The sequence below is a fragment of the Paraburkholderia megapolitana genome (assembly GCF_007556815.1).
In the GTDB taxonomy this organism is placed as follows: domain Bacteria; phylum Pseudomonadota; class Gammaproteobacteria; order Burkholderiales; family Burkholderiaceae; genus Paraburkholderia; species Paraburkholderia megapolitana.
On sequence record NZ_CP041745.1, the window covers coordinates 1489468 to 1514335 of the forward strand.

Annotated in this window: 18 protein-coding genes and 1 riboswitch; of the genes, 11 read left to right on the forward strand and 7 right to left on the reverse strand. The window is 60.4% G+C overall.

What is annotated here, in order from left to right; genetic code table 11:
• Positions 1-11 precede the first annotated feature (11 nt).
• The 3 genes from bfr to FNZ07_RS20145 form a co-directional block, all read right to left on the reverse strand.
• The gene (gene bfr, locus FNZ07_RS20135; protein WP_091019099.1) at positions 12-491 is read right to left on the reverse strand and encodes a bacterioferritin; all 480 of its coding nucleotides are present in this window, start codon (positions 489-491) and stop codon (positions 12-14) included.
• Between the two features lie 201 nt (positions 492-692).
• Positions 693-2228, reverse strand: coding sequence for a fumarate hydratase (locus FNZ07_RS20140; protein ID WP_091019097.1), 1536 nt, complete (start codon positions 2226-2228; stop codon positions 693-695).
• A gap of 67 nt (positions 2229-2295) precedes the next feature.
• Positions 2296-2895 (reverse strand): TIGR00645 family protein, encoded by a 600-nt coding sequence (locus FNZ07_RS20145; RefSeq protein WP_091019095.1) that lies wholly within the window; start codon positions 2893-2895, stop codon positions 2296-2298.
• Between the two features lie 629 nt (positions 2896-3524).
• On the opposite strand from FNZ07_RS20145, the gene acs reads away from it, so the two are divergent.
• The 3 genes from acs (at position 3525) to FNZ07_RS20160 (ending at position 8063) form a co-directional block, all read left to right on the forward strand.
• Positions 3525-5507: an acetate--CoA ligase gene (gene acs, locus FNZ07_RS20150; protein ID WP_091019091.1), complete on the forward strand. Its 1983-nt coding sequence runs from the start codon at positions 3525-3527 to the stop codon at positions 5505-5507.
• A 188-nt stretch (positions 5508-5695) separates the two neighbouring features.
• Entirely contained in the window at positions 5696-6040 is a 345-nt protein-coding gene (locus tag FNZ07_RS20155) for a DUF4212 domain-containing protein (protein ID WP_091019088.1), read from the forward strand.
• 4 nt (positions 6041-6044) lie between these two features.
• Positions 6045-8063 carry a sodium:solute symporter family protein gene (locus tag FNZ07_RS20160; protein ID WP_091019086.1) on the forward strand — a complete coding sequence of 673 codons (2019 nt, stop codon included), beginning with the start codon at positions 6045-6047 and terminating at the stop codon, positions 8061-8063.
• A gap of 65 nt (positions 8064-8128) precedes the next feature.
• On the opposite strand, the gene FNZ07_RS20165 is transcribed toward FNZ07_RS20160, so the two are convergent.
• From FNZ07_RS20165 to FNZ07_RS20180, 4 genes are all read right to left on the reverse strand, one after another.
• Entirely contained in the window at positions 8129-8521 is a 393-nt protein-coding gene (locus FNZ07_RS20165; RefSeq protein ID WP_091019084.1) for an ecotin precursor, read from the reverse strand.
• A 120-nt stretch (positions 8522-8641) separates the two neighbouring features.
• A complete protein-coding gene (gene tssF, locus FNZ07_RS20170; RefSeq protein ID WP_091019082.1) occupies positions 8642-10465 on the reverse strand; it encodes a type VI secretion system baseplate subunit TssF in 1824 nt (607 codons plus the stop codon).
• Between the two features lie 31 nt (positions 10466-10496).
• Positions 10497-11264, reverse strand: a complete 768-nt coding sequence (locus FNZ07_RS20175; protein WP_143098169.1) for a hypothetical protein — start codon at positions 11262-11264, stop codon at positions 10497-10499.
• Between the two features lie 21 nt (positions 11265-11285).
• Complete coding sequence (locus FNZ07_RS20180) at positions 11286-12365, reverse strand: hypothetical protein (RefSeq protein ID WP_091019078.1); 1080 nt, start codon at positions 12363-12365, stop codon at positions 11286-11288.
• Between the two features lie 247 nt (positions 12366-12612).
• Between FNZ07_RS20180 and FNZ07_RS20185 the strand changes: the two genes are divergently transcribed.
• From FNZ07_RS20185 to FNZ07_RS20225, 8 genes are all read left to right on the forward strand, one after another.
• Positions 12613-14535 (forward strand): type VI secretion system Vgr family protein, encoded by a 1923-nt coding sequence (locus FNZ07_RS20185; protein WP_091019075.1) that lies wholly within the window; start codon positions 12613-12615, stop codon positions 14533-14535.
• 46 nt (positions 14536-14581) lie between these two features.
• Positions 14582-15013: a DcrB-related protein gene (locus FNZ07_RS20190; protein ID WP_091019073.1), complete on the forward strand. Its 432-nt coding sequence runs from the start codon at positions 14582-14584 to the stop codon at positions 15011-15013.
• A 91-nt stretch (positions 15014-15104) separates the two neighbouring features.
• Positions 15105-19520, forward strand: coding sequence for an RHS repeat-associated core domain-containing protein (locus tag FNZ07_RS20195; RefSeq protein WP_091019070.1), 4416 nt, complete (start codon positions 15105-15107; stop codon positions 19518-19520).
• The gene (locus FNZ07_RS20200; RefSeq protein ID WP_143098168.1) at positions 19504-20139 is read left to right on the forward strand and encodes a hypothetical protein; all 636 of its coding nucleotides are present in this window, start codon (positions 19504-19506) and stop codon (positions 20137-20139) included. Before FNZ07_RS20195 ends, FNZ07_RS20200 begins: the two co-directional genes overlap by 17 nt.
• A 520-nt stretch (positions 20140-20659) precedes the next feature.
• A complete protein-coding gene (locus FNZ07_RS20210) occupies positions 20660-20968 on the forward strand; it encodes a hypothetical protein (protein ID WP_091019061.1) in 309 nt (102 codons plus the stop codon).
• Positions 20969-21127: 159 nt separating this feature from the next.
• Positions 21128-22552: a DUF1800 domain-containing protein gene (locus FNZ07_RS20215; protein WP_091019059.1), complete on the forward strand. Its 1425-nt coding sequence runs from the start codon at positions 21128-21130 to the stop codon at positions 22550-22552.
• Positions 22553-22567: 15 nt separating this feature from the next.
• Positions 22568-23716 carry a DUF1501 domain-containing protein gene (locus tag FNZ07_RS20220; RefSeq protein WP_091019056.1) on the forward strand — a complete coding sequence of 383 codons (1149 nt, stop codon included), beginning with the start codon at positions 22568-22570 and terminating at the stop codon, positions 23714-23716.
• Between the two features lie 39 nt (positions 23717-23755).
• Positions 23756-23841, forward strand: a riboswitch (ZMP/ZTP riboswitch).
• A gap of 167 nt (positions 23842-24008) precedes the next feature.
• Positions 24009-24857 carry a tetrahydrofolate dehydrogenase/cyclohydrolase catalytic domain-containing protein gene (locus FNZ07_RS20225; protein ID WP_091019054.1) on the forward strand — a complete coding sequence of 283 codons (849 nt, stop codon included), beginning with the start codon at positions 24009-24011 and terminating at the stop codon, positions 24855-24857.
• The last annotated feature ends 11 nt before the right edge of the window (positions 24858-24868 follow it).

The following is a 24868-nucleotide window of genomic DNA, read 5'->3' on the forward strand; positions in this document are numbered from 1 at the left end:
TCCGCGAAATATCACGATTCTAGCGAACCCATGCCGGTTTGTTGATAGTTCTGGATGCCGACCTTGTCGATCAGATCGAGCTGTGTTTCGAGCCAGTCGATGTGTTCTTCGGTGTCGTCGAGGATCGTCGTGAAGATTTCGCGCGAGATGTAGTCGTGTACCGACTCGCAATGCGCGATCGCTTCCTTGCAGGTCTTCTGCGAAATCTGTTCGAGCTTCAGGTCGCACTGAAGGATCTCTTTGGTTTCTTCGCCGATCAGCAGCTTGTGCAGATCCTGCAGGTTCGGCAAACCGTCGAGCATGAAAATACGTTCGATCAGCAGATCGGCGTGCTTCATCTCGCCGATCGACTCGTCGTACTCATGCTTGCCGAGCTTGTCGAGGCCCCAGTGCTTGTACATCCGTGCATGCAGGAAGTACTGATTGATGGCGGTCAGCTCGTTTTTCAGCTGGGAATTCAGGTATTCGAGGACCTTCTTGTCGCCTTTCATGGTCTTTCCTTGTGGGGGCTTTTTATTCAAACCTGAACAATAAACGCAGGACCCGGAAAAGCCAAGGTTACGGATGTCTTTCGTACATGATTCTCAATTGGCTTCTCAATTCGAATACGTATGGCGAGCGCTCTTTGAAACAAAAAAGCCGGGACATGTGGTCCCGGCTTTGCATGTCGGCGTTCGCAGCAGCAGTGCGATTTATGCGGTCGCGACCGGGATCTTGCCGATCTTCGCCTGCCATTCTTTCGGGCCCGTCTGATGCACCGACGTACCCGTTGAATCGACGGCGACTGTGACCGGCATGTCCTGCACGTCGAACTCGTAGATCGCTTCCATGCCGAGGTCTTCGAACGCGAGCACCTTCGCTTCGCGAATCGCTTTCGATACGAGGTAGGCCGCACCACCCACCGCCATCAGATACGCAGCCTTGTGCTTCTTGATCGCCTCGATGGCGACCGGTCCGCGTTCGGCCTTGCCGATCATCGAGATCAAACCGGTCTGCGAGAGCATCGTTTCAGTGAACTTGTCCATCCGCGTCGCGGTGGTCGGACCCGCCGGACCGACCACTTCGTCACGCACCGGGTCGACCGGTCCGACGTAATAGATCACGCGGTTCGTGAAATCGACGGGCAGCTTCTCGCCCTTCGCGAGCATGTCGGCGATGCGCTTGTGCGCAGCGTCGCGACCGGTGAGCATCTTGCCCGACAGTAGCAGTGTCTGGCCCGGCTTCCAGCTTGCGACTTCTGCCGGCGTCAGCGTGTTGAGGTCGACGCGCTGGCTGGTTTCGGTATTCGGTTGCCACTGAACTTTCGGCCATGCGTCGAGCGGCGGCGCTTCGAGCTTCGCGGCCCCGCTGCCGTCGAGCGTGAAGTGCGCGTGACGTGTCGCCGCGCAGTTCGGGATGATCGCGACCGGTTTGCTCGCGGCGTGCGTCGGCGCGGCCAGGATCTTCACGTCGAGCACAGTTGCGAGACCGCCAAGCCCCTGCGCACCGATGCCGAGCGCATTGACCTTCTCATGCAACTCGATACGCAGTTCTTCGATCCAGTCCTGCGGACCGCGCGCAATGATCTCCTGAATATCGATCGGATCCATCAGCGATTCCTTCGCCATCACCATCGCTTTCTCAGCAGTACCGCCGATACCGATCCCGAGCATGCCCGGCGGGCACCAGCCGGCGCCCATCGTCGGCACGGTCTTGAGCACCCAGTCGACGATCGAATCGGACGGATTGAGCATCGCGAACTTCGACTTGTTTTCCGAGCCACCGCCCTTTGCCGCAACCTGCACATCGACCTTGTCGCCAGGCACGATCTCGTAGTGGATGACTGCAGGCGTGTTGTCCTTCGTGTTCTTGCGACCACCTTCGGGCGGGCTCACGATCGATGCGCGCAGCACGTTGTCCGGGTTCAGGTAACCGCGGCGTACGCCTTCGTTGATCATGTCGGTCACGCCCATCGTCGCGCTGCCGCTTTCGCTGGCCCAGCGCACGTCCATGCCGACCTTCACGAACACTGTGACGATGCCCGTATCCTGACAGATCGGCCGATGGCCTTCCGCGCACATGCGGCTGTTGGTCAGGATCTGCGCGATCGCGTCTTTGGCGGCGACGCTCTCTTCGAGTTCGTATGCGCGACCGAGCGCCTGGATGTAATCGAGCGGATGGTAGTAGCTGATGTACTGCAGCGAATCCGCGATGCTCTGGATCAGATCTTCCTGTTTGATGACGGTCATGGCTGGCTCTGTGGGGAAGGGAAATCTTGTAGGTATATGTGTGAAACGGGTGTTGCCTCAGCTCAACTTAGTCTGGCGCGGGTGCCGACATAGGCACCGGATGGCGCGCCGCAAGTTCCTGGTAATGCTCGGGATGCGTATGCGTGGTGAGGCGGTCGATCCACGCCATCACCAGTGCGGACATGAGGAACGCGATGTGGATCAGCACCTGCCACATGATTGCGTGCTCCGTGTGCTGGTCCGGGTTGATGAAGGTTTTCAGCAGATGAATCGACGAGATGCTGATCAGCGCCATCGAGAGCTTCACTTTCAGCACGCCGGCGTTCACGTGGTCGAGCCATTCGGGCTCGTCGGGATGGCCTTCGAGGCCGAGCCGCGACACAAATGTTTCATACCCGCCGATGATCACCATGATCAGCAGGTTCGAGATCATCACCACGTCGATCAGGCCGAGTACGACGAGCATGATGTTGGTCTCGTCGAGCGTCATCGATGCGCTGACGAGATGCCACACTTCCTTCAGGAACAGCACGACATACACGCCTTGCGCGACGATCAGGCCGAGGTAGAGCGGCACCTGGAGCCAGCGGCTCATGAAGATGAGAGCGGGCAGCGGGCGCATCGAACGACGGCGTGGGCCGGAAGGGCTGGGGCGTGCAGCGGACATAGGGCGGTGTCGGTAGTGAGAGCGGGGTGGCGGCAAGCCGCGACGAGTCATGCTGGGCGCGCTGCGTCGAGCGTTGATGGGGCCGCAGCCTTTATGGCAGCGGCCGGCCGTCAAGCGACGCAACGCAAGCGTAGAGCGCACCGGGCGCGTTATTGTACAGCGTCGCCGGTTCGAGCCGCGGCGGCGCGGACACGTGCCGCGGAGGCTGCCGCGGTCGTCGAGGCGCCCTGGAGGCGCAAGGCACCGTGCAGTGCGATTCAAGCTGGAGTCCGGGCGGCCAGTTCAGTTAACATGGCAGACGCGATTGTCAAAACGCTTGTAGAAACAGAAACGAAATGGGCCGCGCCCGGCGCATGAAGACGCGATCGAAAGCGGGCACATGGCCCGCACGCCCGATGCGAAATCCACGCAGTGCGTGCAACGCGGCACGAACCGTGCGTAAGTGGCCGGTAAGTTGCAACGTCTATCGTATGGGCGCATATCGCGGGATGGTGCGTTGCCGCACCGGCCCTGCAACGGTTGGGACACAGGCGCCGCAGCGCGGCGGCGCCATGACGATACGGCGCGTCACGGGCTGCACAGGCGCGCCGGCACAGATTGACGGTTTCATCTTCACCAAGGGGTAGTCGATGTCTGCGATTGAATCTGTTCTTCAGGAACACCGTGTGTTTCCGCCGCCGGCCGCTGCCGTCGCGCAGGCGACGGTGTCCGGCATGGATGCGTACCGGGCGCTCGCCGCCGAAGCGGAACGCGATTACGAAGGTTTCTGGGCGCGTCTCGCGCGCGAAACGCTCAGCTGGAAGAAGCCGTTCACGAAGGTGCTCGACGAATCGAACGCACCGTTTTACACGTGGTTCGAGGACGGCGACCTGAACGCGTCGTACAACAGCCTCGATCGTCACGTGGAAGCCGGCAACGGCGCGCGCGTCGCGGTGATCTTCGAAGCCGACGACGGTACGGTTACCCGCGTCACCTATCAGGACCTGCTGCAGCGCGTATGCCGCTTCGCCAATGCGCTGAAGAAGCGCGGCGTGAAGAAGGGCGATCGTGTCGTGATCTACATGCCGATGTCGGTGGAAGGCATCGTCGCGATGCAGGCCTGCGCGCGGATCGGTGCGACGCATTCGGTGGTGTTCGGCGGATTCTCGTCGAAGTCGCTGAACGAGCGGCTCGTCGATGTCGGCGCAGTTGCGCTCGTTACGTCCGACGAACAGATGCGCGGCGGCAAGGCACTGCCGCTGAAAAACATCGCCGACGAAGCGCTCGCGATGGGCGGTTGCGAAGCGGTGCATAGCGTCGTCGTGTACCGACGCACCGGCGGCAAGATCGCGTGGCACGAAGGGCGCGATCTGTGGATGCACGAGGTCGTCGCGAACGAAGCCGACACTTGCGCACCCGAGTGGGTCAGCGCCGAGCATCCGCTCTTCATCCTTTATACGTCGGGTTCCACCGGCAAGCCGAAGGGCGTGCAGCACAGCACCGGCGGTTATCTGCTGTGGGCCGCGCAGACCATGAAGTGGACCTTCGACTGGAAGCCGGACGACGTCTTCTGGTGTACCGCCGATATCGGCTGGATCACGGGTCACAGCTATATCGCATACGGTCCGCTCGCACTCGGCGCGACCCAGGTCGTGTTCGAAGGTGTGCCGACGTATCCGAACGCGGGCCGCTTCTGGGACATGATCGCGAAGCACAAGGTCACGCTGTTCTATACGGCGCCCACAGCGATCCGTTCGCTGATCAAGGCATCCGAAGCGGACAGCAAGGCGCATCCTAAGAGCTACGATCTGAGCTCGCTGCGCATCATCGGCACGGTCGGCGAACCGATCAATCCGGAAGCGTGGATGTGGTACCACGAGAACGTCGGCGGCGGTCGCTGTCCGATCGTCGACACCTGGTGGCAGACTGAAACCGGCGGCCACATGATCACGCCGCTACCGGGCGCCACGCCGCTCGTGCCGGGTTCGTGCACGCTGCCGCTGCCGGGCATCATGGCGGCGATCGTCGACGAGACCGGGCAGGACGTGCCGAACGGGCAGGGCGGTATTCTCGTCATCAAGCGGCCGTGGCCGGCGATGCTGCGCACCGTCTGGGGCGACCCGGAGCGCTTCAAGAAGAGCTACTTCCCGGAAGAACTGGGCGGCAAGCTGTATCTCGCCGGCGACGGCAGCGTGCGCGACAAGGTCACTGGCTACTTCACGATCATGGGTCGCATCGACGACGTGCTCAACGTGTCCGGCCACCGGCTCGGCACGATGGAGATCGAATCGGCGCTCGTGGCCAATCCGATCGTCGCGGAAGCGGCGGTAGTGGGTCGTCCCGACGACACGACTGGCGAAGCCGTATGCGCGTTCGTGGTGCTCAAACGGTCGCGCCCGGAGGGCGAGGACGCCGTGAAGATCGCCAACGAGCTGCGCGCGTGGGTGGCCAAAGAGATCGGCCCGATCGCGAAGCCGAAGGACATCCGCTTCGGCGACAACCTGCCGAAGACCCGTTCGGGCAAGATCATGCGCCGGCTGCTGCGCTCGCTCGCGAAGGGTGAAGCGATCACGCAGGATATCTCGACGCTCGAAAACCCGGCCATCCTCGACCAGCTCGGCGAAGTACGCTGACGCTTGCCTTGCACTTCGCGGTACGCGCGAAGGTTCGACAAAAGACGGCGTGTCGCAAGACGCGCCGTCTTTTTTTTTGAACTGTCGGCTTGCGAACGAGCCGCCATAACGCATACGTTCGACAGCACCGCCATGAGACCAACGACAATCCCGATTGCCTGCGCGAGCGCTTTTTGTTAAACAGGCGCATGACCGCGCCACACCACTCTCCCTCGTCGTCGAATCCATTGCCCGACCCGCCGCCTGTGTCGGTGGCGATGGCGCGTGCGCATCGCCGCTACTGGCGCTTCAATCTCGCCTTGATCGCCGTACTGATGACGCTCGGCCTCAGCGTGTCGTTCATCGTGCCGCTCGTCGCGCGCAGTCTCATGCAGGTTCGCTTTGCCGGTTTCCGCCTTCCGTTCTATATCGGCGCGCAAGGGGCGATCCTCGCCTACCTCGCGCTGATCGCTATCTACATCGTGCTGATGCAGCGCGCCGATCGCACGTTGCTGAACACACTCGACGCGGAAAACACCGCGCGCGGCAACTGAGCCGATGAAGCTCGCGCACCGGCTGGCCCGCTCCTACACGATCTACACGTTTGGCTTCCTGTTCTTCATCTTCGTGATGTGGCGCATCGAGCGATCGACGGGACCGGGCATGTGGATCGGCTACGTGTTCCTGTTCGTACCGATCGCGGTGTATGCGGTGATTGGTCTGCTCTCGCGCACTTCCGATCTGGTCGAGTACTACGTGGCCGGGCGGCGCGTGCCTTCGGTATTCAATGGCATGGCGACCGCGGCAGACTGGTTGTCGGCGGCGTCGTTCATCGGCCTTGCCGGTTCGCTGTACGCGACCGGCTACGACGGCCTTGCGTACATGATGGGCTGGACCGGCGGGTATTGCCTCGTCGCATTTCTGCTCGCGCCGTATGTGCGCAAGCTCGCGCGCTATACGATCGCCGACTTCCTCGGCACGCGCTTTTCGAGCAATCTCGTGCGCGGCCTTGCGGCGCTCGCGGCGATCCTCTGTTCGTTCGTCTATCTGGTCGCGCAGATTCAGGGCGTCGGGCTGATCGCGACGCGCTTCATCGGTGTCGACTTCGCCGTGGGGATTTTCTGCGGGCTTGCGGGCATTCTCGTGTGTTCGTTTCTCGGCGGCATGCGCGCGGTGACCTGGACGCAGGTTGCGCAGTACATCATCCTGATCGCGGCGATCCTGATTCCGGTGTCGATGATCGCGCACAAGGATGGCCTCGGCTGGGTGCCGCAATTCAGCTACGGACGGTTGATGGCGCGCGTCGAAACACTCGAGCGCGAGGTGCGTGCGTCGCCGCAGGAGCAGACGGTACGCGATGCCTACAGGCAGAACGCCGCGCAGATCCAGCAGCGGCTCGACACGCTGCCGCAATCGTTTGTCGACGAGCGGCAAAAGCTCACCGACAAGATCGCGGATCTGCGACGACACAATGGGCCGCTGCGCGAAATCAGCGAGCGCGAACGCGAGCTCGTCGCGTTTCCAGCCGATGCGGCGAGCGCGCGGATTGTCTGGACCCGGCAACGCGACGACATGCTCGTGCGTGCCTCCGCACCGGTACCGATGCACGAACCGTTTCCCGCGGCGAGCGACAGCGAGCGGCGCATCCACGAGCGTAATTTCCTGTCGCTGCTGCTGTGTCTGTCGCTCGGCACCGCGAGCCTGCCGCACATCCTGACGCGCTACAACACCACGACGTCGGTGGCTTCCGCGCGGCGCTCGGTGGGCTGGACGCTGTTCTTCGTCGCGTTGTTCTATCTGACGGTGCCCGTGCTCGCGGTACTGATCAAGTTCGAAATTCTGACGAACCTCGTCGGCCACCGGTTCGCCGATCTACCGCAGTGGGTGTCGCAATGGCAGAGGGTCGAGCCGCATCTGATCTCGATTCTCCATCCGGATGGCGACGGCATCGTGCGCTGGAGCGAGATCCAGATGCAGCCCGACATGGTCGTGCTGGCGGCACCCGAGATTGCCGGGCTGCCTTATGTGATGTCGGGGCTCATTGCGGCGGGTGCGCTGGCGGCGGCGCTGTCCACCGCGGATGGTCTGCTGCTCACAATCGCCAACGCGCTATCGCACGATGTCTACTATCACATGGTCGATCCGGCGGCATCGAGCCAGCGGCGCGTGACGATCTCGAAGATCCTGTTGCTTGGGGTGGCGTTGTTTGCGTCGTACGTGGCGTCGCTCAATACCGGCAATATCCTGTTTCTGGTCGGCGCGGCGTTTTCGCTGGCGGCATCGAGTCTGTTTCCGGTGCTCGTGCTCGGCGTGTTCTGGAAGCGCACGACCCGGCTCGGGGCGGTGGCGGGGATGGTGGCGGGACTCGCCGTGTACCTGTATTACATCGTCTCGACGTATCCGTTCTTTACCCAACTGACCGGTTTCACAGGCGCACGATGGTTCGGCATCGAGCCGATCAGCGCGGGGGTGTTCGGTGTGCCGGCGGGGTTCGTTGCGGCGATTGTCGTGAGTCTCGTCGATCGCAAGCCGGACGCCTATACGCGGGCGCTGGTCGACTATATCCGGCATCCGTAGCGGATCGGCCGGACCGGATGATTGCGCGCGTCGCCGTCAACTATTGAGCGGGACGCGCATCGCTATTACCAGCCCGGTTGGGCCGGCGCGTAGCCATATTGACCGCCCGGCGCGCCACAGGCGACATACGCACCCTGATACCGATCGTAACAATATCCCGGCGGCGGACCGTTGTAGGCGGGGGCCTGCTGGTAGACCGGTTGCGGATAAGCGGGCTGCGCATACTCCGGTTGCTGATACTCAGGCTGCTGGTACGCCGGTTGTGCGTACACAGGTTGTTGCGGGTACGCCGGCGTTGCATAGACCGGCGTCGGATTCAGGGCGGAACTGACGACGGCGCCCAGCACGGCCCCGCCAATCAACGCACCGACGATAGCCCCGCTACGGTCATGAGCGGAGGCTTGTCCGGCGGCAGTCAGACTGCCGGCCATCAGTAATACCGCTGCAATTTTTCGCATTTTGTTTCTCCACGGTCCCGAGTGTTCGGGAGCACGGTACGGATTGTGGATGTCGGCGGCTGAAATAGATGCAGCAAGTGGTAACCACTCGTTACGGTGTAACAGGGCGCGCCGCGGCGTTCAGAGCACGGCCGTCATGCCTTGCCGGGCCTCGCAGCGAGCGATTTCCGTATCAGTCGCGCTGGAGATCACGACCAGTTGCACGAAGCTGTTCTGATGCGCATACGGCGCAAAGAGCTGATCCATCACGCTGACGAAGGTCGCGAGACTGACACCGACGAACGCGGTTTCATCGAGTGTGAGGCGCACTTCGATACCGCGTACGAAGGTCGGCAGCGGCTTGATCGGCATCCACTTCATGCAGGCGCGGTAATCAAGCCCGACAATCCCGTCGATGACGCGCGCAACCGACGGCGCCCCCGCACCGACGTGCTGATGCAGCAACGCCTTGAGCCCGGCGAGTCCGAACGAGAACAGATTCGGCGTGAGTTGCGCCACGAGCCGCCACAGCGCCTGGTTTCTACGCGGCAGCCGCGCGGTGACGCTCGGGCTGCGCAGCATCGAGATGATGCACGCAAACGATGCGTCTTCATTGAGCAGATCGCCGCCCGGCGCACCGAACGACATACCCGCGGGCAGATCGCGATTGGTGCAGGTCAGCTCGATACCGAGCTGCGTGGCAAACGAAGCGGGCGTGCCGTCCATGCGGACCAGCGCGATCTCGGTTTCGTAGCCCGGGCGCTGTCGCGCGACCCAGCGGTCGCGATGCGAGATCCAGTAGAGCCCCAACGGGTTCGCGTGCTCGATGTGCTGCAACGAACGATACGGCGGGATCACGGTGACGGTCTTGCCGGTCGGTTTCTGTTCGGTGACGTGCACCGAATCGATCGAATGTATTTCGGTGTTCGAGACGCGTAGCGTTTGCGGGATCACCGGATACGACACGGTCGCGCTTGCGACGCGGATCGGTTGCGCCTCGCGTTTGAACAGGTTGACGATGGGCGTGCAGAACAGCTTCAGATGGGTCGCATTCAGCATCTCGAGCCAGCGTGCGACCGGTGAATCGGTAGGCGTGCCGGTGACGGCCAGATGCAGCGTGAGCTTGCGGCACGGTCCCGCGGCGCGCATCAGTTGCGCGAGCGCGATATCGACGAACTGGAACTTGTCCGGGAAGGCGAAGAATTCGAACAGTAGCCGCAGCGCCCCGGAAGCACCCGCGGGCGCATCGAGCAGGGCATCGTGTTCCGCGAGACCGACGGCTTCGAGTGGAACGCGCCCGAGCGGCTTCCACACGCCGCGATTGTCCGCCTCGACGAAGGCGGCGGTCGTGCGCATCAGCAAGGTATCCGCGAGCGCCGAGACGAACGGCTGCTCGCCGCCTAGATGAACCCGCAGTGTTTCGGCGCGTGAGGCCGGCGTGAATTCGCCGGACTCGATGGGCGGCTCGAATGTGATCGAGATCAGACCGGTCGTGGCCGCGGGCAGGCGCGCGCTGGAAGGGGCAATTGCGGTGACCGAGTAGCGCGCCTGGGTCAGCCGCAACGTCAGGACGGTAACGTCGTACACCGTGCTGAAACGGCACTCGCCGTTGCGCGCTTCGAGCATCGCGCCGCGCGCGACCGTCACGGCTTCGGTTAGCTGGCTTGCGCGCGGGTCGGCGGCGAACTGGGCGATCGAACACGATGGAATGGCGCGCAGATACTGCGGATACAGCATCTCCAGCAACGCCTCGGTGAACTCCGGATACTCGTCTTCGATCCGCGTATCGATGCGCGCGCTGAGCAGCGCGAACGACTCCACCATCCGTTCGACGTGCGGATCGTCCGAGCGCTCGCCCGACAGCGCGATGCGCGCGGCGATCTTCGGGTTGCGGCCCGCGAAGTCGCGTGCATAGCGCCTTAGCAGCGCCAGTTCGCGTTCATAGAAAGGAAGTAGTTCTTCCATGGTCCAGTCGCTGCCTCGATGCTCGGGGGAATCAGCGGGAAGGCCGCGTTGCCTGCCGCAGCCGTGGGTTCAGCAGCCGGGCGAGACCTGACGTCGCGCGCTCGCGCTGCAATTCATCGACGTTATCGAACGCGAAACGTGTGTTGCGCTGCTTTTCCGCGTGCCTGACTTCGGCGATGGAAACGAAGTAGACCATCATGTACCGCAGAAAGATGACAGGCGAGAGAATCACGACGAGCAGGGCGGTTGTCTGGAACATGTCTTTTCCATGTGGTCCGATCGTGGCACCGGCTACGGCGACTGCCGCGACGCCCAGCGCGGCGCCGATGCCGGCAAGGGTGCGAGAAGTGCCACCGTTCGATGCGCGGGCACGGACGATGCGCCTGACCCGAGCGTTCTCGACGACGAGCGTGGGACTCGACAGCGTCGCGGCGAAGTCGCGCCAGTGCGCACGGCGCTCGCGATTGAAGTACAGCAGATACACCGCGCTCAACAGGATCAGATAGCCGGCTGCCGCGATCCATATCGTACGAACCGGCAACGCGGCGATTTCCGCCACCGTTTCGAGCAGGGCCAGCGCGAAGAGACAGAAGGTCACGCGCAGCAGGATACCGATGCCCGTGTGATAGGCGGTATAGCTCGTCGCGAAGAATGCCGCGAATATGCAGAAGGCGAGCGATGCGGCGAGCATCACGGGCAGCAGCCACAGCAACGGTGGGAAGCTTGCAGCAAGCATGGCGCCCGCAACGAGGTTGCACGCGAACATGCCGAACGGCATCCGGACCAGAATTCTTTCCATGTATACGGTCTACCAGTGGGCCTACCAGTAATGTCCGGCCGCGAGCTTGTCCCACGAATCGCCGATGGCTTTGCCGAAGTGACGCGACGTGAACACCTGAACGGCCAGACCGACGCCGAAACCGACGGCGAGCACCGCGAGCACGGGGACTTCGACAGGCGCACCGACCACGAGCGCCACCGCGCCCGGCAGGATCGCGCCGGCGCCCCAGCCGGCCAGCCAGCCGGCCGCGTTGGCGGGCTGATTATGCGCCTCGAGGCTCGCGAACTGATGCAGATTATCGGCATCGATCGCGTCGAAGATTGCCTGTGGTCCGAGCGCGAGCAGTCCGCCCACGCCGACGCCCGTGACGCGACCGCCGATCGTCCGGCCGAAGCCTTCGAGGCTCAGTGCGTTGCGGGCCTCGAGTGCTTCGAGCGCGGCCTGGCGATAGGCGGGGATGCGCACCACGTTGGCCGCTGCACGCCCTCTGATGACATAGCCGGCCGCCTGTTTGCCGGCCGGAATTTCAAAGGCCCATTTGCCGTCGACCTGCACCAGCTTCAGCATGCCGCCGAGTTTCTTCTGGGCCGATTTGATGCCCTGGTTGCCGCCTTTTCTTGCCCACTGCAACAGCTTTTGTCGAGCGGGCTCGGGAATGTCGAGCAGATCCGATGTTTTGGCCTTCTGGATCAACGAGGCTACGGCACCCGCACCGGTTGCCGTCGTCGCGCTGATATTGCTGGGTGCATAAAACGCATTGAGAATGTCGCCGGTTAGACCGGGGACGCTTTGCGCTTCTTTATACAGCTGGCCAAACTCGGTTTTACCGAGCGTATCCTCGACTTCGCGTAAAGCACGCTGCAGTTTCAGGAAATCGCTGGCGCGTTCTTCAGGTGTCAGCGTGTCGTCGTATTTCAGCTCGGCAATCAGATAACGGCAGACGGAAACCGAATCTGCCGGATACAGACCGCCCATATCGACGAGTACCGGCATCACGTCGGAGCCCGCGCAACTGCTGGCGCCGAGGCCTGGAATGAACGACGGGCCGAGCTGCCCGGGCAGTCCGATCAGCGGGCTGGGATTATCAGCCGAGCACACGAAAAAATCGGTGTCACTCATTGTGGTCCTGTTGAGTTGTTTGTCACACAGGAAAATATTTCCTGGCTCATGCGAGAGATATCATTGGTCGAGGAAATTTTTTCGTCATCGTTCTTAAACCATTGCTTCGTTAGGACGTTAAATCTTCTACCGCTGACTCGTTTTACCGATGTGAACAATATATTCGCCGGGCAGATTTGTCAGTACTACTTTCAAGACCGCCCATATTGTATGTGTCTGCCCGGCAGGCATGAACCGAGGGAGCGCCATGCAGATGTCCGATTTATCCAGCATTGTTGGGCTGCAAAACAGCCGGTTGTTTACGCTCAACACGCCACTGTCGGGGCGCTCCCAACTCCTTGTCAACGACTTCAGCTGTAGCGACGAACTCTCCCAGCTTTACCGGATGGAGCTCGGCCTGGTGTCGCAGGACCCGAGCATCCAGCTGAAACAGTTGATCGCCCAACAGGTTTGCGCCGAACTGCAGGTGACGGACGGATCGACGCGCTACTTCAACGGTTATGTCACACGCTTCATTCATCTTGGCACCGACGGCGGACTGGCAACCTATTCGGCCAGCGTACGCCCGTGGCTATGGATGCTAGGAAGACGTTTCGACACGCGGATTTTCCAGGACAAAAACGTCGAGGACATTCTGAGCGATGTCTTTTCGCAATACTCGAAGCTCGCTTCGTATGAGTTTCGCCTGCGCAAGGAGCTCAAGCCGTATAGCTATTGCACGCAGTACCGCGAATCGGATCTGAATTTCGTGCGCCGTTTGCTCGAACAGGAAGGGCTGTATTTCTTCTTCGAACATACCAAGGACGGCCACAAGCTGGTCGTCACCGACGACTCGCAGAGCGCGAAGGCGATCGACGGCGCGGCGTCGCTGCGCTATGCGACGCGCGAAATGCTCGACGACGAGAACGTCGTGACGAGCTGGCGCGCGGACCGGCAACTCGAGTCGGGCCGTGTCAGCATGAAGACGTTCGACTACAAGGCACCCGGTGCGCGCCGCTACGTGTCGGCCGATACGACGACCAACCAGGGCGATGCCGAACGCTACGAGATCTACGACTACGTGGGGTTGCACGGTTTCGATTCGACGGACCGCGGCGAAGAGCTGACGAAGTTCCGGCTCGAAGCGCTCGAAGCGTCGGAGAAAGTGTTTATCGGCGAGAGCAATTGCCGCACGCTCGCACCGGGACGATATTTCGAACTGACCGGCCACTACGATCATGACTCGTCGGATCAGGACGACAACCAGTTCCTGATTCTGTCGGTGAGCCACCACGGTACCAACAACTATCAGTCGCACGACGGTACCGCGACGTATTCGAACAGCTTCGTGTGCATTCGCAAGAAGATTCCGTTCAGACCGACATTGGCGGCGCCTCGGCCGATGATCGCCGGGCCGCAGACGGCGATCGTGGTCGGGCCGAAGGGCGAAGAGATTTATACGGATGCGATGGGGCGCGTAAAGCTGCAGTTCCACTGGGACCGGCTTGGGCAGCGCGATCAGCGCAGCTCGTGCTGGATTCGGGTGGGACAGCCGTGGGCGAGTGGCGGCTTTGGTGCGATCCAGATTCCGCGGGTTGGAGATGAAGTGATCGTGTCGTTCCTGGACGGCAATCCGGATCGGCCGATCGTGATATCGAGCGTGTTCAATTCGCAGAATATGCCGCCGTGGAAGCTGCCCGATAACGCGACGCAGAGCGGGATGTTGTCGCGCTCGATGAAGGGCGGTTCCGGGAACGCGAATGCGATCCGGTTCGAGGACAAGCAGGGTGAGGAAGAACTCTGGCTGCAGGCCGAGAGGGATATGCGGACGGAGGTGGAGAACGATGAGATGCACATCGTCACTCACGACCATCGTTGGGCTGTCGGCAACGATCACACGCTCAACGTCAAGCATGACCATGTGTCCAATACCGGCAACGACCAGACGGTTTGCGTCGGCAACGGATTCTCGGTCACGGTTGGTGGATTGCCCGCCGGCGATGCGCCGCCACCGCCCATTCCCGCGGGAAACTATCTGTTGAACGTTACTGAGCAGGTGGTGATCCAGTGCGGCAAGTCGAGTATCACGATGACCAAGGACGGTGTCATCAGGCTTGAGGGTGTGCAGATCGTCGAGCACGCATCGGAATACTTCCTGATGCAGGGCAAGAAGATCGATCTGAATCCGTAGAGCATTGATACCTAAGCGCGCCGCTCCTTAATTCCCGACCAAAGTCATGAAATATCTCACTCAAGAATGCAGTTTCGACATTCCTTCGCTGAATGACGATCGTACGGTCAACGTGTTGACGCTGACTCATCCGGAAACACACGGTACCTTCCAGATCGTAGTGAGTCGCGATCAGTTGATTGGCGGCGAGGACCTGAGCCGATGTATGCAACGGCAGATCGGATTGATGACACGTCACGTCACCGCCTTCAAGGAGATCGCACGCCGGCAGGTTGAAATCGGTGCGCCGGGTTCGCCGGCGCTGGAACTGGAAAGCACGTTTCGTCAATCGGGCTCGACGTTTCACCAGATTCAGGCGATGACCGTGATCGATGCGCCGAGGCTGCTCGTCATTACGCTATCGAGCCAGACGCCGCTGACGGATGCGCATCGCGAGGCCTGGCAGCAACTGCTCGCAAGCTATAGCGCGAACGGTTAATGGGCGCCGCGTATCCGCGAGTCTGACAAACGCGCGTCGCACGCAAATGTCGGCTGGCTTTCTCCAACGATGAACTCGGACTGATCTCACCATGTCACTCCTCGCTGCCGCCCGGGTGCAGGACACCTTCACTCACACTTCGCTGCTGGGGCAGTTGCTCAAAGTCGTGGCTACTGTCGGTGCCGGCTTGCTGGTCGGTCTCGCCATTGGCGCGGCTGCGGCGTTTATTGTCGGAACGGGCGGGCTGGGGGCCGTGATACTTACCGCGGTTGTGGGTGCGGTGATTTCCCATGTCGTCAATGACATCACGAAGGAAGCGACCGGGTCGGACTCTCTGGAAGGCTATCTATCGGAGAAAGCGGGCGAGCTGATCGATAGCCTGATTCCTGGCAACGTAAAGGGCAGCATTGCTACGGGGTCGACCGATGTTTTCGTGAACAGCCTCGGCGCTGCACGTGCCGCAGGCGTGCCGGCGCCGCCGCTGCCGCCAGGTGTCGAACCTCAATCCATCGCCGATATGTTCACGCCGGTCGATCAGGACATGGTGGCGTGCCAGAACCATCCGACTCCGAAGGGCGAGTATCTGGCCGAGGGATCGGCGAGCGTTTTTATCAATGGCAGGCCGGCGTCGCGGATCAAGGATTCGACAACTTGTGAAGGCAAGATCAACACCGGGTCGACTAACGTCAGCATTGGCGGCGAGCGGTTGCGCGTGCGCGAGGTGACGAGCGAGATGCCGCCGTGGCTTGCGACGATTGCGAAGTATGCGGGGCTGGCGATTGCGATATGCCAGGCGTTGAAGGGCGAAGGATCGCTGCTCAGCAAGCTCGCCTGCTTCGGGATGAACTTCGCGATCAACGTGGCGGCCGACAAGCTCGTTGGTGCGGCGATGTCGGGGCGGATGGGGAATCCGGTTCATATGCCGACCGGCGCGAAGATTCTCGATGGCAATGAAGATCTGGATTTTGTGCTGGATGCGCCGGTGCCGATTGTGTGGCAGCGGTTCTATTCCAGTCTCGATCCGCGTATGGAGCGGCCGCTTGGTCGTGGGTGGAACTTGCCGTATGCGGTCGAACTGCAACTGGGGGTGGGAAAAGAACATCCGCATCTGTGGATCGACGCGCAAGGACGACGTACGCCGGTTCCCGATCTGCAACCGGGGCAAAAGTATTTCAACCGGAGCGAAGGGCTGACGTTCGCGTGTACCGACGGCGGCCACTGGATGATCGAGCAGGCTGACGGTACCTGTTTCGATTTCGGTATGCCGCAACCGGATGTGCCTGTGCAGATACTGAGTCCCGTTGTGTTCGAGGATCGCAACGCGAACCGGCTGTACTTTTACTACGATGGACAAGGCCGTCTGAACGAACTGACGACGATAGCGGGCCATCGCGTGCAGATCGAATACGACGGACTGCATCAGGGGCGGATGTCGCGTGTGATGTTGCATGCGGGGGGCACGACTGAGTGCCTCGTGAGCTACACGTATTCTGAGCGTGGGCAGCTTGCGAGTGTGTCCGATGGTGAAGGCTGCGAGCGGCGGCGCTTCGATTACGACGCGGCGGGTCGTATGACCATGCACCGGTTACCGGGTGGAAAGACAGCGTACTACGCGTGGGAAGAGTTCGACCGCAAAGAGCTTGCTGAAGAAAGTGGTCTGGTCGACAGGGAGGCTCGTGTTGTCGAACACTGGACAGATGATGGTGAGCGTTATCGGTTCACGTACGATTTCGCGCAACAGACGACACGAGTAACGGACCATCTTGGCCGCACCCAGCAGTGCGAGTGGAATGCGGATTACCTGGTGACTGCGCATACCAATGCGATTGGGCACACCTGGCGCTTTGACTGGAATGCGGAGCGTGGGCTGGCTGGATTTACGGAACCGAACGGTGCTACGACGCGGCTGCGTTATGACGATGAGCGCGGGCTGCCTACCGAGCTGACCAATGCGCTCGATCAGACGACGCGGTTCACGTGGCATCCGCTCTGGATGGATCTGGAAAAGAAGACCCTGGCGGATGGACGGCAATGGCAGTTCGAGTTCGACATGCGCGGCAATGTCGTTGCCGGGATCGATCCGCTTGGACAACGTACGGAATTTAGACTCAATCGCTATGGCCGTCCGGTGGCGATCGTGGATGCGCGCGGCGGGATCGTGCAGTTTGGGTGGGATCGATATCAGCGGATGATTGCGCGCACGGATTGTTCGGGCATCACGACTCGCGCCGAATATGACGCACGTGGACGGATGAGCGCGCTGACCGATGCGTTGGGTCACACGACGCGTTATCGTCACGACGACCGCGACCGGGTCGTTCATGTGCTCTATGCAGATGGGAGCGAGCAGCGTCGTAACTGGTCGCTAGCGGATGCACTGACGTCGTTCACCGATGGCAACGGACATACGACTGCGTTCGCATTCGATGCCGCAGGGCGAGTGGCGTCGAGAACCGATGCGAACGGTCATCAGATCGACCTCGAATACGATCCGGCCGGCAACCTGCGCACGTTGTACAACGAGGTGCGTGACAGTTACCGGTTTGCGTACGATGCGGCCGACCGTCTTATCGAACAGATTGCGCCGGACGGGGTGCGTGTTGAATATCAGCGCGATGCAAGGGGCGCGTCAATACGGGTTACGCAGGCGGCAGGTACACCCGAGCAGATAACGCTCGAATTCGAGCGCGACATACTGGGGCGCCTGACAGGCAAGCGTACGCCTGAGACCGCGACTACATACGACTACGACGAGACGGGGCGTATCGTGCGGCTTGCGCGCGAACATCTCGATGGCCGCCCAATGGATACGGTAACGTTTGCGTACGACGAACTGGACCGGGTCGTCGCCGAGACTGTGGAGGCGGTAGGTGACGATGGGCAATCCACGCTCACCGAACTGGTTCACGAATACGACGCGTTGGGCAATCGTCTTGGCACGGCGTTGCCGAACGGTCGCACCATGAACTGGCTGTACTACGGCAGCGGCCATTTGCACCAGATCAGCTCGAATGGCGAGACGGTGTGCGACTTCGAACGAGACAGACTGCATCGTGAAGTGAGCCGGACGCAGGGCACGCAGACGCTCACGACAACCTACGACAGTTTGTCGCGGAAGGTGGGTCAATGGACGGGCGATGCGCAGCATGCACCTGCGTCCTGGGCGGCGTTCGGGTCCAGGCAGGACGTGCTGCGCAAGGCATTCGCCTACGACCGAGGTGGCGAACTGACGGGCCGCATCGACCCACTAAGCGGCGAGCAAACCTATCGTTACGATCCGGCGGGACAGTTACTCGAGAGCAGCCTTGCGGCCGGCAGCACAAACGCCGGAGCGCAAGGTGTCCTTGCCGAGCAGTTTGCATACGATGCCGCATCGAACCTGCGTCCAGTTGGACTGCCCGCACGCGTCGAAGGCAATCGCCTGCTGATGCGCGGGGACCAGCGATATCGTTACGATGCGCATGGTCGGCTTGTCGAGAAGTTGACGGGTGGGCACACGGTGCAGCGCTTGAAATACAACGCAGAACACCAGTTGATCGAGGTCGGCACGACGCGTCACGGCGTGGAACAGGCGGTGCGTTTCAGTTACGACCTGCTTGGGCGACGGACCACGAAGCGCGATACGTTCGGACTGACGCATTTCGTCTGGGACGGCCTGCGACTTGCACAGGAACGCCGTGGGCATCAGGTGGTGACGTACCTGTACGAAGGCGAAAGCTATGTACCGCTGGCACGGATCGATGCGGTCAACGACGACAGTCAGTGGCTATGGCGGCTTTACCACGAAGGTGAAAAAGACCGGTTGGAAGCCGAGGCGAAACCTGAGGCCAGAATCTACTACTTCCATACGAACGCGAGCGGTGCGCCGGAAGAGTTGGCCAGCGGCGATGGTCAGGTGGTGTGGAGAACGCGCTATCGGGCGTGGGGGAACACCGTGCTGCAGGAGTATGCGCCAGAATTCCAGGCTAATCCGGTGGGCGACGTGATGCAACCGCTTCCGCAGACGTTGCGGTTGCAGGGGCAGTATGAGGATCTGGAGACAGGGTTTTGTTACAGCACGTTTAGATACTATGATCCGGATGCCGGGCGGTTTATTACGCCGGATCCGATTGGGTTGGCGGGAGGGCTGAATCAGTATCGGTATGCGCCTAATCCGCTCAGCTGGATCGACCCTTGGGGGTTGAGTTGTGAGATTTTTAAAACTAAGAGCAGGAATGAAGCTTTGCAGCAGGCTCAGGAGTTTGCGCAAGTGCCGAGGCTCTCCAGGGGCGGAGAGGATATTGGAATGAATGAGCTGAATCCGTCCAGTCGTGGAATGAACTGGCTCGAAATGAAAAAATCTGGAGCAACGAAATTGGGTCGCACCAATCCGGATGGAAAAAATTATTGGTTTGAACATCCGGATGGCCACTCCGATGCTGGGGAGCCTGGTATTCCCGAGCATCATGCAAGCGGGCATGTACATGCGGTTAACCCTCAAGGAGAGGAACGTGTCTTTACGTGGTGATTTTCACGCTTCGGGGAGAGCGGAAAGATTGATTGAATTTCCTGTGCCGGAATGGGTTGATATATTCAATGAAGTAAAGGATTGTGGGCTAAATCCGATTTGCCTGTGTTATCAGTATGATTTTGATGAAAAAGGATTTGGTCCATATGGATTTATAACGGAAAACGCGGAAAAGCTGCTTTCGACGTACTTCGATGGGCTGTCTTTATTTGATTCTGAGAAGCTGGAATTTAAAGAAAAACGAGGAATTGGTAATTCCGGTTTGTATTTTTGGGGTGAAAATGAAAATAACAAGATTGTGATGGACAGTTTGTTGAAATATCGTTTGTGGAAAAGGAAAAATGAATTTCTTTCGAAAAAAGGAGGGGTTGCATCTTCGACTGCACCTTCTTCCATTTTGTTGAATTCGTTCCGTAAACATGCAATTAGTGCAATCGCCATTGATCAGATGGTGAAGGGGGGGTGTGATTTTTTCATTAGTCATTTGTTTGCCCCCGAGGCAGGTCAAAGTATTGTTATGTTTGATGAAAGAACCATCTCTAAATTTATCAAATTTGCTCAGTCAATAAATATACAGACAGTCAAGATGAATTCGTATGACAATCTGAAATCATGGTAATCTATTTCAAATAAAATAGATCAATATCATTCGATGCAATGATGGATGGTTGCGCGAAGTTGATTCTGTAAATAAAAAATATATAGCGGAATGTGTAGTATCGTTTTCTGAGCGCGGGCGGTAGGGTTAAATTGTGTCAGCAGAATTTATATTGTCATTTGACGATCGAAAGTGGTATCCGAAGAATCGGACTGCTGTTCGTGAGAAGATAGTGTCTCTTGACACCTTTTCTATCGAATCCGGTGTCGTGTTTGAGTTGATGGGAAAGGATGGGAGTGGGTGGAAATTTGATGTCAGGTTATTTCTGAGAGAAATGGATGTTTTCATAGAAATTTCCAACCACCCACCAAACATTGAAGCCGATTTGTCTCTGCTGTTTGGATGGATTAGACAGCAGACCATGCTATCTATCCGTGATGAAGACGGAGAAGATTCCGGGTGGTAGGCGTGTTTGCTCGATGAGCGACGATAGCGATGTCGTTACATATTAACGTGCCCTCTAATCCGCCATGAGGAATTTATGAAAGATAGCGAGATTGACTACGTTCTTGTCAAGGAGAAGCTTCTATCCGTTCTCGATAGGTACAAAGACGTGCTGGATGGTGAAACCCTCGATTCAGTGGAGCATTTTATTGCGCACGATGAATACGAGATGGCCTACGAGGGATTATTTATCGAGCTGATGAAAATTCATTTCAACCCGTCTGACATTGACATGAATGTCTATTTGAAAATTGGGGAAATCCTCAATTTGGACAAGGAAAGTATCTTTGATAGTGAATTTTGGGTGCATCTTACTGAATATGTGAAAGGCGTCTACAACGTCTGAAGATTGATGCTGGATAACTACGCCATCGGGTCAAGGTACTCGAAAAGCTTGAGCACCCGATAGTCACCAAACCGAATCCCCTCACAAAAACCCGCCCGCACCGACGGAAATCCTCCCATCGCGCGTTTAACCCCAACACGCACCCCGGAAGGACCCGTCATGACCCTGACCCCCGCGGCAATCGCGCTGAACCGGTTCGGACTCGGCGCCTGCCCGGAAGACACTGCGCCGAGCGACCCACATGCGTGGCTCGCTGCGCAGTTCGACGCATACCAGCCGCTGCCGTCCGCATGGGCGAACCAACCGACGAGCGTCACGCTAGCTACTGACGCCGCCCAGCAACGCCAGCAATTCACCGCCGCCGCGCAGCAGCAACCAACAGACGCCGCGACAGCTGCAAGCGCCGCGCAAACTGCCCGCCGCTCACTAGCCAAGATGCTGCGCGTCGAAGCCCGAAGCACTTACCGCGACGCCGTAACCGCGCGTATCTCAAGCGCGCTAACCACGCCGACCCCGTTCATCGAACGCCTCGTACATTTCTGGTCGAACCACTTCGCCGTATCGGTGGATAAAGGCCAGGTCGCCGAATTTGCCGGCGCATTCGAAGTCGAAGCGATCCGTCCGCACGTGCTCGGCCGCTTCGAGGACATGCTGGTAGCGGTCGAGCGCCATCCCGCGATGCAGCTCTTCCTCGATCAGACACGCTCAATCGGCCCCGACAGCACCGCCGCGATGCGCGCAGAGCTGCGCGACCCCGAACACAAACGCGGCCTGAACGAAAACCTTGCACGCGAGATCATGGAATTGCACACGCTAGGCGTGCGCAGCGGCTACACCCAGGCGGACGTCACGGAATTCGCTCGCGCGCTCACCGGCTGGAGCATCGCTACCGCGCGAGGCCCGCGCCCGGATGCAGCGCCACCTGGCAGTTTCATATTCCGCGCAGCGTTGCACGAGCCCGGATCGCGCGTAGTACTCGGTCGACGCTACGACGAACCGGGTGAAGACCAGGCTCAGGCCATCCTTAAAGATCTCGCGGGTTCGCACGCATGTGCAATGCACATCGCCGGCAAGCTCGCCTGTCACTTCGTCGCGGACACACCGCCGCCTCACGTGGTGACGCATCTTGCGAACGCGTTCGAGCGCAGCGGCGGCGATCTGCCGACCGTGTATCGCGCGTTGCTCGATACACCGGAAGCGTGGTCACCCGCGCCGGCGAAGTTCAAGACGCCGTGGGAATGGGCCATATCGTCGCTACGCGGCTTAGGCTGGCGCGACACCGGCAATTTGCAAGCCGCACCTCTTCTCGCGCAGCTCGGCGAGCCGGTATGGCGTCCCGGATCGCCCGCCGGCTACGACGACATCGCCGCGAGCTGGGCCGCGCCCGACGCGCTGGTGCGCCGTGTCGAACTCGCGCAGCGACTCGCCGCGCGCACCGGCGACACACTCGACCCCAACACGCTCGGCGACATGCTGCTGCCGGGCTCGATCAGCGAGGCCACCCGGAGCGCCGTGGCGCGAGCGGAGAGTACGTCCACCGCGCTCGCACTGCTTCTGGTGTCGCCTGACTTTCAGCGCAGATGAGAAAGGAGAACCATCATGATGTCGCGCCGTAGTTTCATCCGATGCGCCGCCGCAGGGGCTGGCACGATCCTCGTGTCGCCGCGCATCGCGTTCGCGAGTGCGCGTACCGAGCAGCGCTTCGTCTTCGTGATCCAGCGCGGCGCGGCCGATGGCCTCAATATCGTCGTGCCGTATGCGGAGCCTGCGTACGCGACGCTGCGCGGTGCACTTGCGATCGATCCAGCAGCAGCGATCAAACTCGACGGTACGTTTGCGCTGCATCCGTCGCTGGTGGAAACCGCGAAGATGTACGCCGCGCAGCAGGCGCTCTTCGTTCACGCGGTCGCTTCGCCGTATCGCGACCGGTCACACTTCGACGGTCAGAACGTGCTCGAAACCGGCGGCAACGCGCCGTATAGCGTCAAGGACGGCTGGTTGAACCGACTCGCACAACTGCTGCCGCCCGCACGCGATACGGCCATCGCGTTTGCGCCGACCGTACCGATGGCATTGAGAGGTCCCGCCGATGTCGCGTCGTACGCGCCGTCCGCATTGCCAGCCGCGCCCGACGATCTGCTGACACGCGTCGCGCAACTGTACGAGCAGGACGCGCAACTGCGTCCGTTGTGGGAATCGGCGATGACTGCACGCGGCCTTGCGAGCGATGCCGGTGCGCGTCAGGACCCCGCAAGCGTCGGCCGGCTCGCAGCGGGCTTTCTGTCACGCGAAGACGGTCCGCGCATCGCAATGATCGAAACCGGTGGGTGGGACACGCATAGCGCGCAGACGCCGCGCCTTGCTGCACAACTCAAGGCGCTCGATACGATGCTCGCCGCGCTGCGCGATGGGCTGGGCACGCACTGGGACGACACGACTGTGCTGGTCGCAACCGAGTTCGGGCGTACCGCTGCGGCAAACGGTACCGGCGGCACCGATCACGGCACGGGATCGGTGGCGATGTTGCTGGGCGGCAGTGTCACAGGCGGGCGAGTGCTCGCCGACTGGCCCGGACTGCGGCCCGCCGATCTTTATCAGTCGCGCGACCTGAAGCCGACCATGGCGCTCGATGCATTGATCGCAGGTGCTGCAAGCGAGAGCATGAAGCTCGACCCCCAACGCACAGCAATCGCGCTGTTCGGCGCGACGAATGCGCCGCGCGCGACCTCCGGTCTTGTGCGCGTTTGAATGACGCACACCTTGCGTCGCAGAGACTGAAGTAAAATGGCGCCTCTACGTGACTGGCGAAGAAGGAAGATGGATCACCATCGGGAAGCGTAGACGCCGCAACGCCGTTCGCCTGGGCATCTTGATCGTTCTCACCGGGACATCCGACGATGCTTGCACACACATCCATTCTCGTTCTACCGCCCGTGCCGGATCAGGCACATCGGCATTCATTTCCGCTTTACTCAGCCCGGCACGCAAGTGTTCCTTGTTTGTGGACACGCGTGCCCGCAATCGTGCAGGGAGAAAATCGATGAGCCTGCTACTCGACGGCAAGGCGGTCGCCGCCTCGTATGAAAAGGAGTTGTCCAGGCGTGTGACTGCTCTCAAGGCAAGAAATGGCGGCCAGACTCCCATACTCGCCACCATCCTGGTAGGCGACGATCCTGCATCGGCGACCTACGTTGCGATGAAGGGCAATGCATGCAGGCGCGTCGGTATGGATTCGAGCGCGATCAGGTTGCCAGCCAGTGCAACGACGGCCGATGTGCTCGCCGAAATCGACCGGCTCAATGCGGACCCGACCGTGCACGGCATCTTGCTCCAGCATCCGGTACCCGCGCATGTGGACGAACGTCTGTGCTTCGACAGGATATCGATTGCCAAGGATGTGGATGGTGTCACCAGCCACGGCTTTGGCCTGATGGCGCTCGGTGAGCCCGCATTCGGATCTGCAACGCCCGCTGGAATCATGCGTTTGCTCGCGCACTACGAGCTCGACGTCGCGGGCAAGCGCGCTGTAGTCGTTGGACGCAGTCCCATTCTTGGTAAACCGATGGCGTTCATGTTGTCGAATGCAAACGCAACGGTAACGCTATGTCATTCGAAAACCGTGAACCTCGAGGCGGAAATCCGGCGCGCGCAAATCGTCGTCGGTGCGGTAGGCAAGCCGAAGTTCATTCGTAGCGAATGGATCAGCGACGGCGCGATCGTGATCGACGCCGGCTATCATCCTGGAGGCATCGGCGATATCGATCTCGACGGTTTGATAGAGCGGTGCGCTGCTGTGACGCCAGTGCCTGGCGGAGTAGGGCCGATGACTATTTCCACGCTGATTGCACAAACTGCCGATGCCGCCGAGCGCGCGTACCCGGTTGCATGATTCGAGGCTAT

What these genes read in the sequence shown, in the direction of transcription:
- bfr (WP_091019099.1), bottom strand. Translation starts at nt 491, where the DNA reads ATGAAAGGCGACAAGAAGGTCCTCGAATACCTGAATTCCCAGCTGAAA.
- FNZ07_RS20140 (WP_091019097.1), bottom strand. Translation starts at nt 2,228, where the DNA reads ATGACCGTCATCAAACAGGAAGATCTGATCCAGAGCATCGCGGATTCG.
- FNZ07_RS20145 (WP_091019095.1), bottom strand. Translation starts at nt 2,895, where the DNA reads ATGTCCGCTGCACGCCCCAGCCCTTCCGGCCCACGCCGTCGTTCGATG.
- acs (WP_091019091.1), top strand. Translation starts at nt 3,525, where the DNA reads ATGTCTGCGATTGAATCTGTTCTTCAGGAACACCGTGTGTTTCCGCCG.
- FNZ07_RS20155 (WP_091019088.1), top strand. Translation starts at nt 5,696, where the DNA reads ATGACCGCGCCACACCACTCTCCCTCGTCGTCGAATCCATTGCCCGAC.
- FNZ07_RS20160 (WP_091019086.1), top strand. Translation starts at nt 6,045, where the DNA reads ATGAAGCTCGCGCACCGGCTGGCCCGCTCCTACACGATCTACACGTTT.
- FNZ07_RS20165 (WP_091019084.1), bottom strand. Translation starts at nt 8,521, where the DNA reads ATGCGAAAAATTGCAGCGGTATTACTGATGGCCGGCAGTCTGACTGCC.
- tssF (WP_091019082.1), bottom strand. Translation starts at nt 10,465, where the DNA reads ATGGAAGAACTACTTCCTTTCTATGAACGCGAACTGGCGCTGCTAAGG.
- FNZ07_RS20175 (WP_143098169.1), bottom strand. Translation starts at nt 11,264, where the DNA reads ATGGAAAGAATTCTGGTCCGGATGCCGTTCGGCATGTTCGCGTGCAAC.
- FNZ07_RS20180 (WP_091019078.1), bottom strand. Translation starts at nt 12,365, where the DNA reads ATGAGTGACACCGATTTTTTCGTGTGCTCGGCTGATAATCCCAGCCCG.
- FNZ07_RS20185 (WP_091019075.1), top strand. Translation starts at nt 12,613, where the DNA reads ATGCAGATGTCCGATTTATCCAGCATTGTTGGGCTGCAAAACAGCCGG.
- FNZ07_RS20190 (WP_091019073.1), top strand. Translation starts at nt 14,582, where the DNA reads ATGAAATATCTCACTCAAGAATGCAGTTTCGACATTCCTTCGCTGAAT.
- FNZ07_RS20195 (WP_091019070.1), top strand. Translation starts at nt 15,105, where the DNA reads ATGTCACTCCTCGCTGCCGCCCGGGTGCAGGACACCTTCACTCACACT.
- FNZ07_RS20210 (WP_091019061.1), top strand. Translation starts at nt 20,660, where the DNA reads ATGAAAGATAGCGAGATTGACTACGTTCTTGTCAAGGAGAAGCTTCTA.
- FNZ07_RS20215 (WP_091019059.1), top strand. Translation starts at nt 21,128, where the DNA reads ATGACCCTGACCCCCGCGGCAATCGCGCTGAACCGGTTCGGACTCGGC.
- FNZ07_RS20220 (WP_091019056.1), top strand. Translation starts at nt 22,568, where the DNA reads ATGATGTCGCGCCGTAGTTTCATCCGATGCGCCGCCGCAGGGGCTGGC.
- FNZ07_RS20225 (WP_091019054.1), top strand. Translation starts at nt 24,009, where the DNA reads ATGAGCCTGCTACTCGACGGCAAGGCGGTCGCCGCCTCGTATGAAAAG.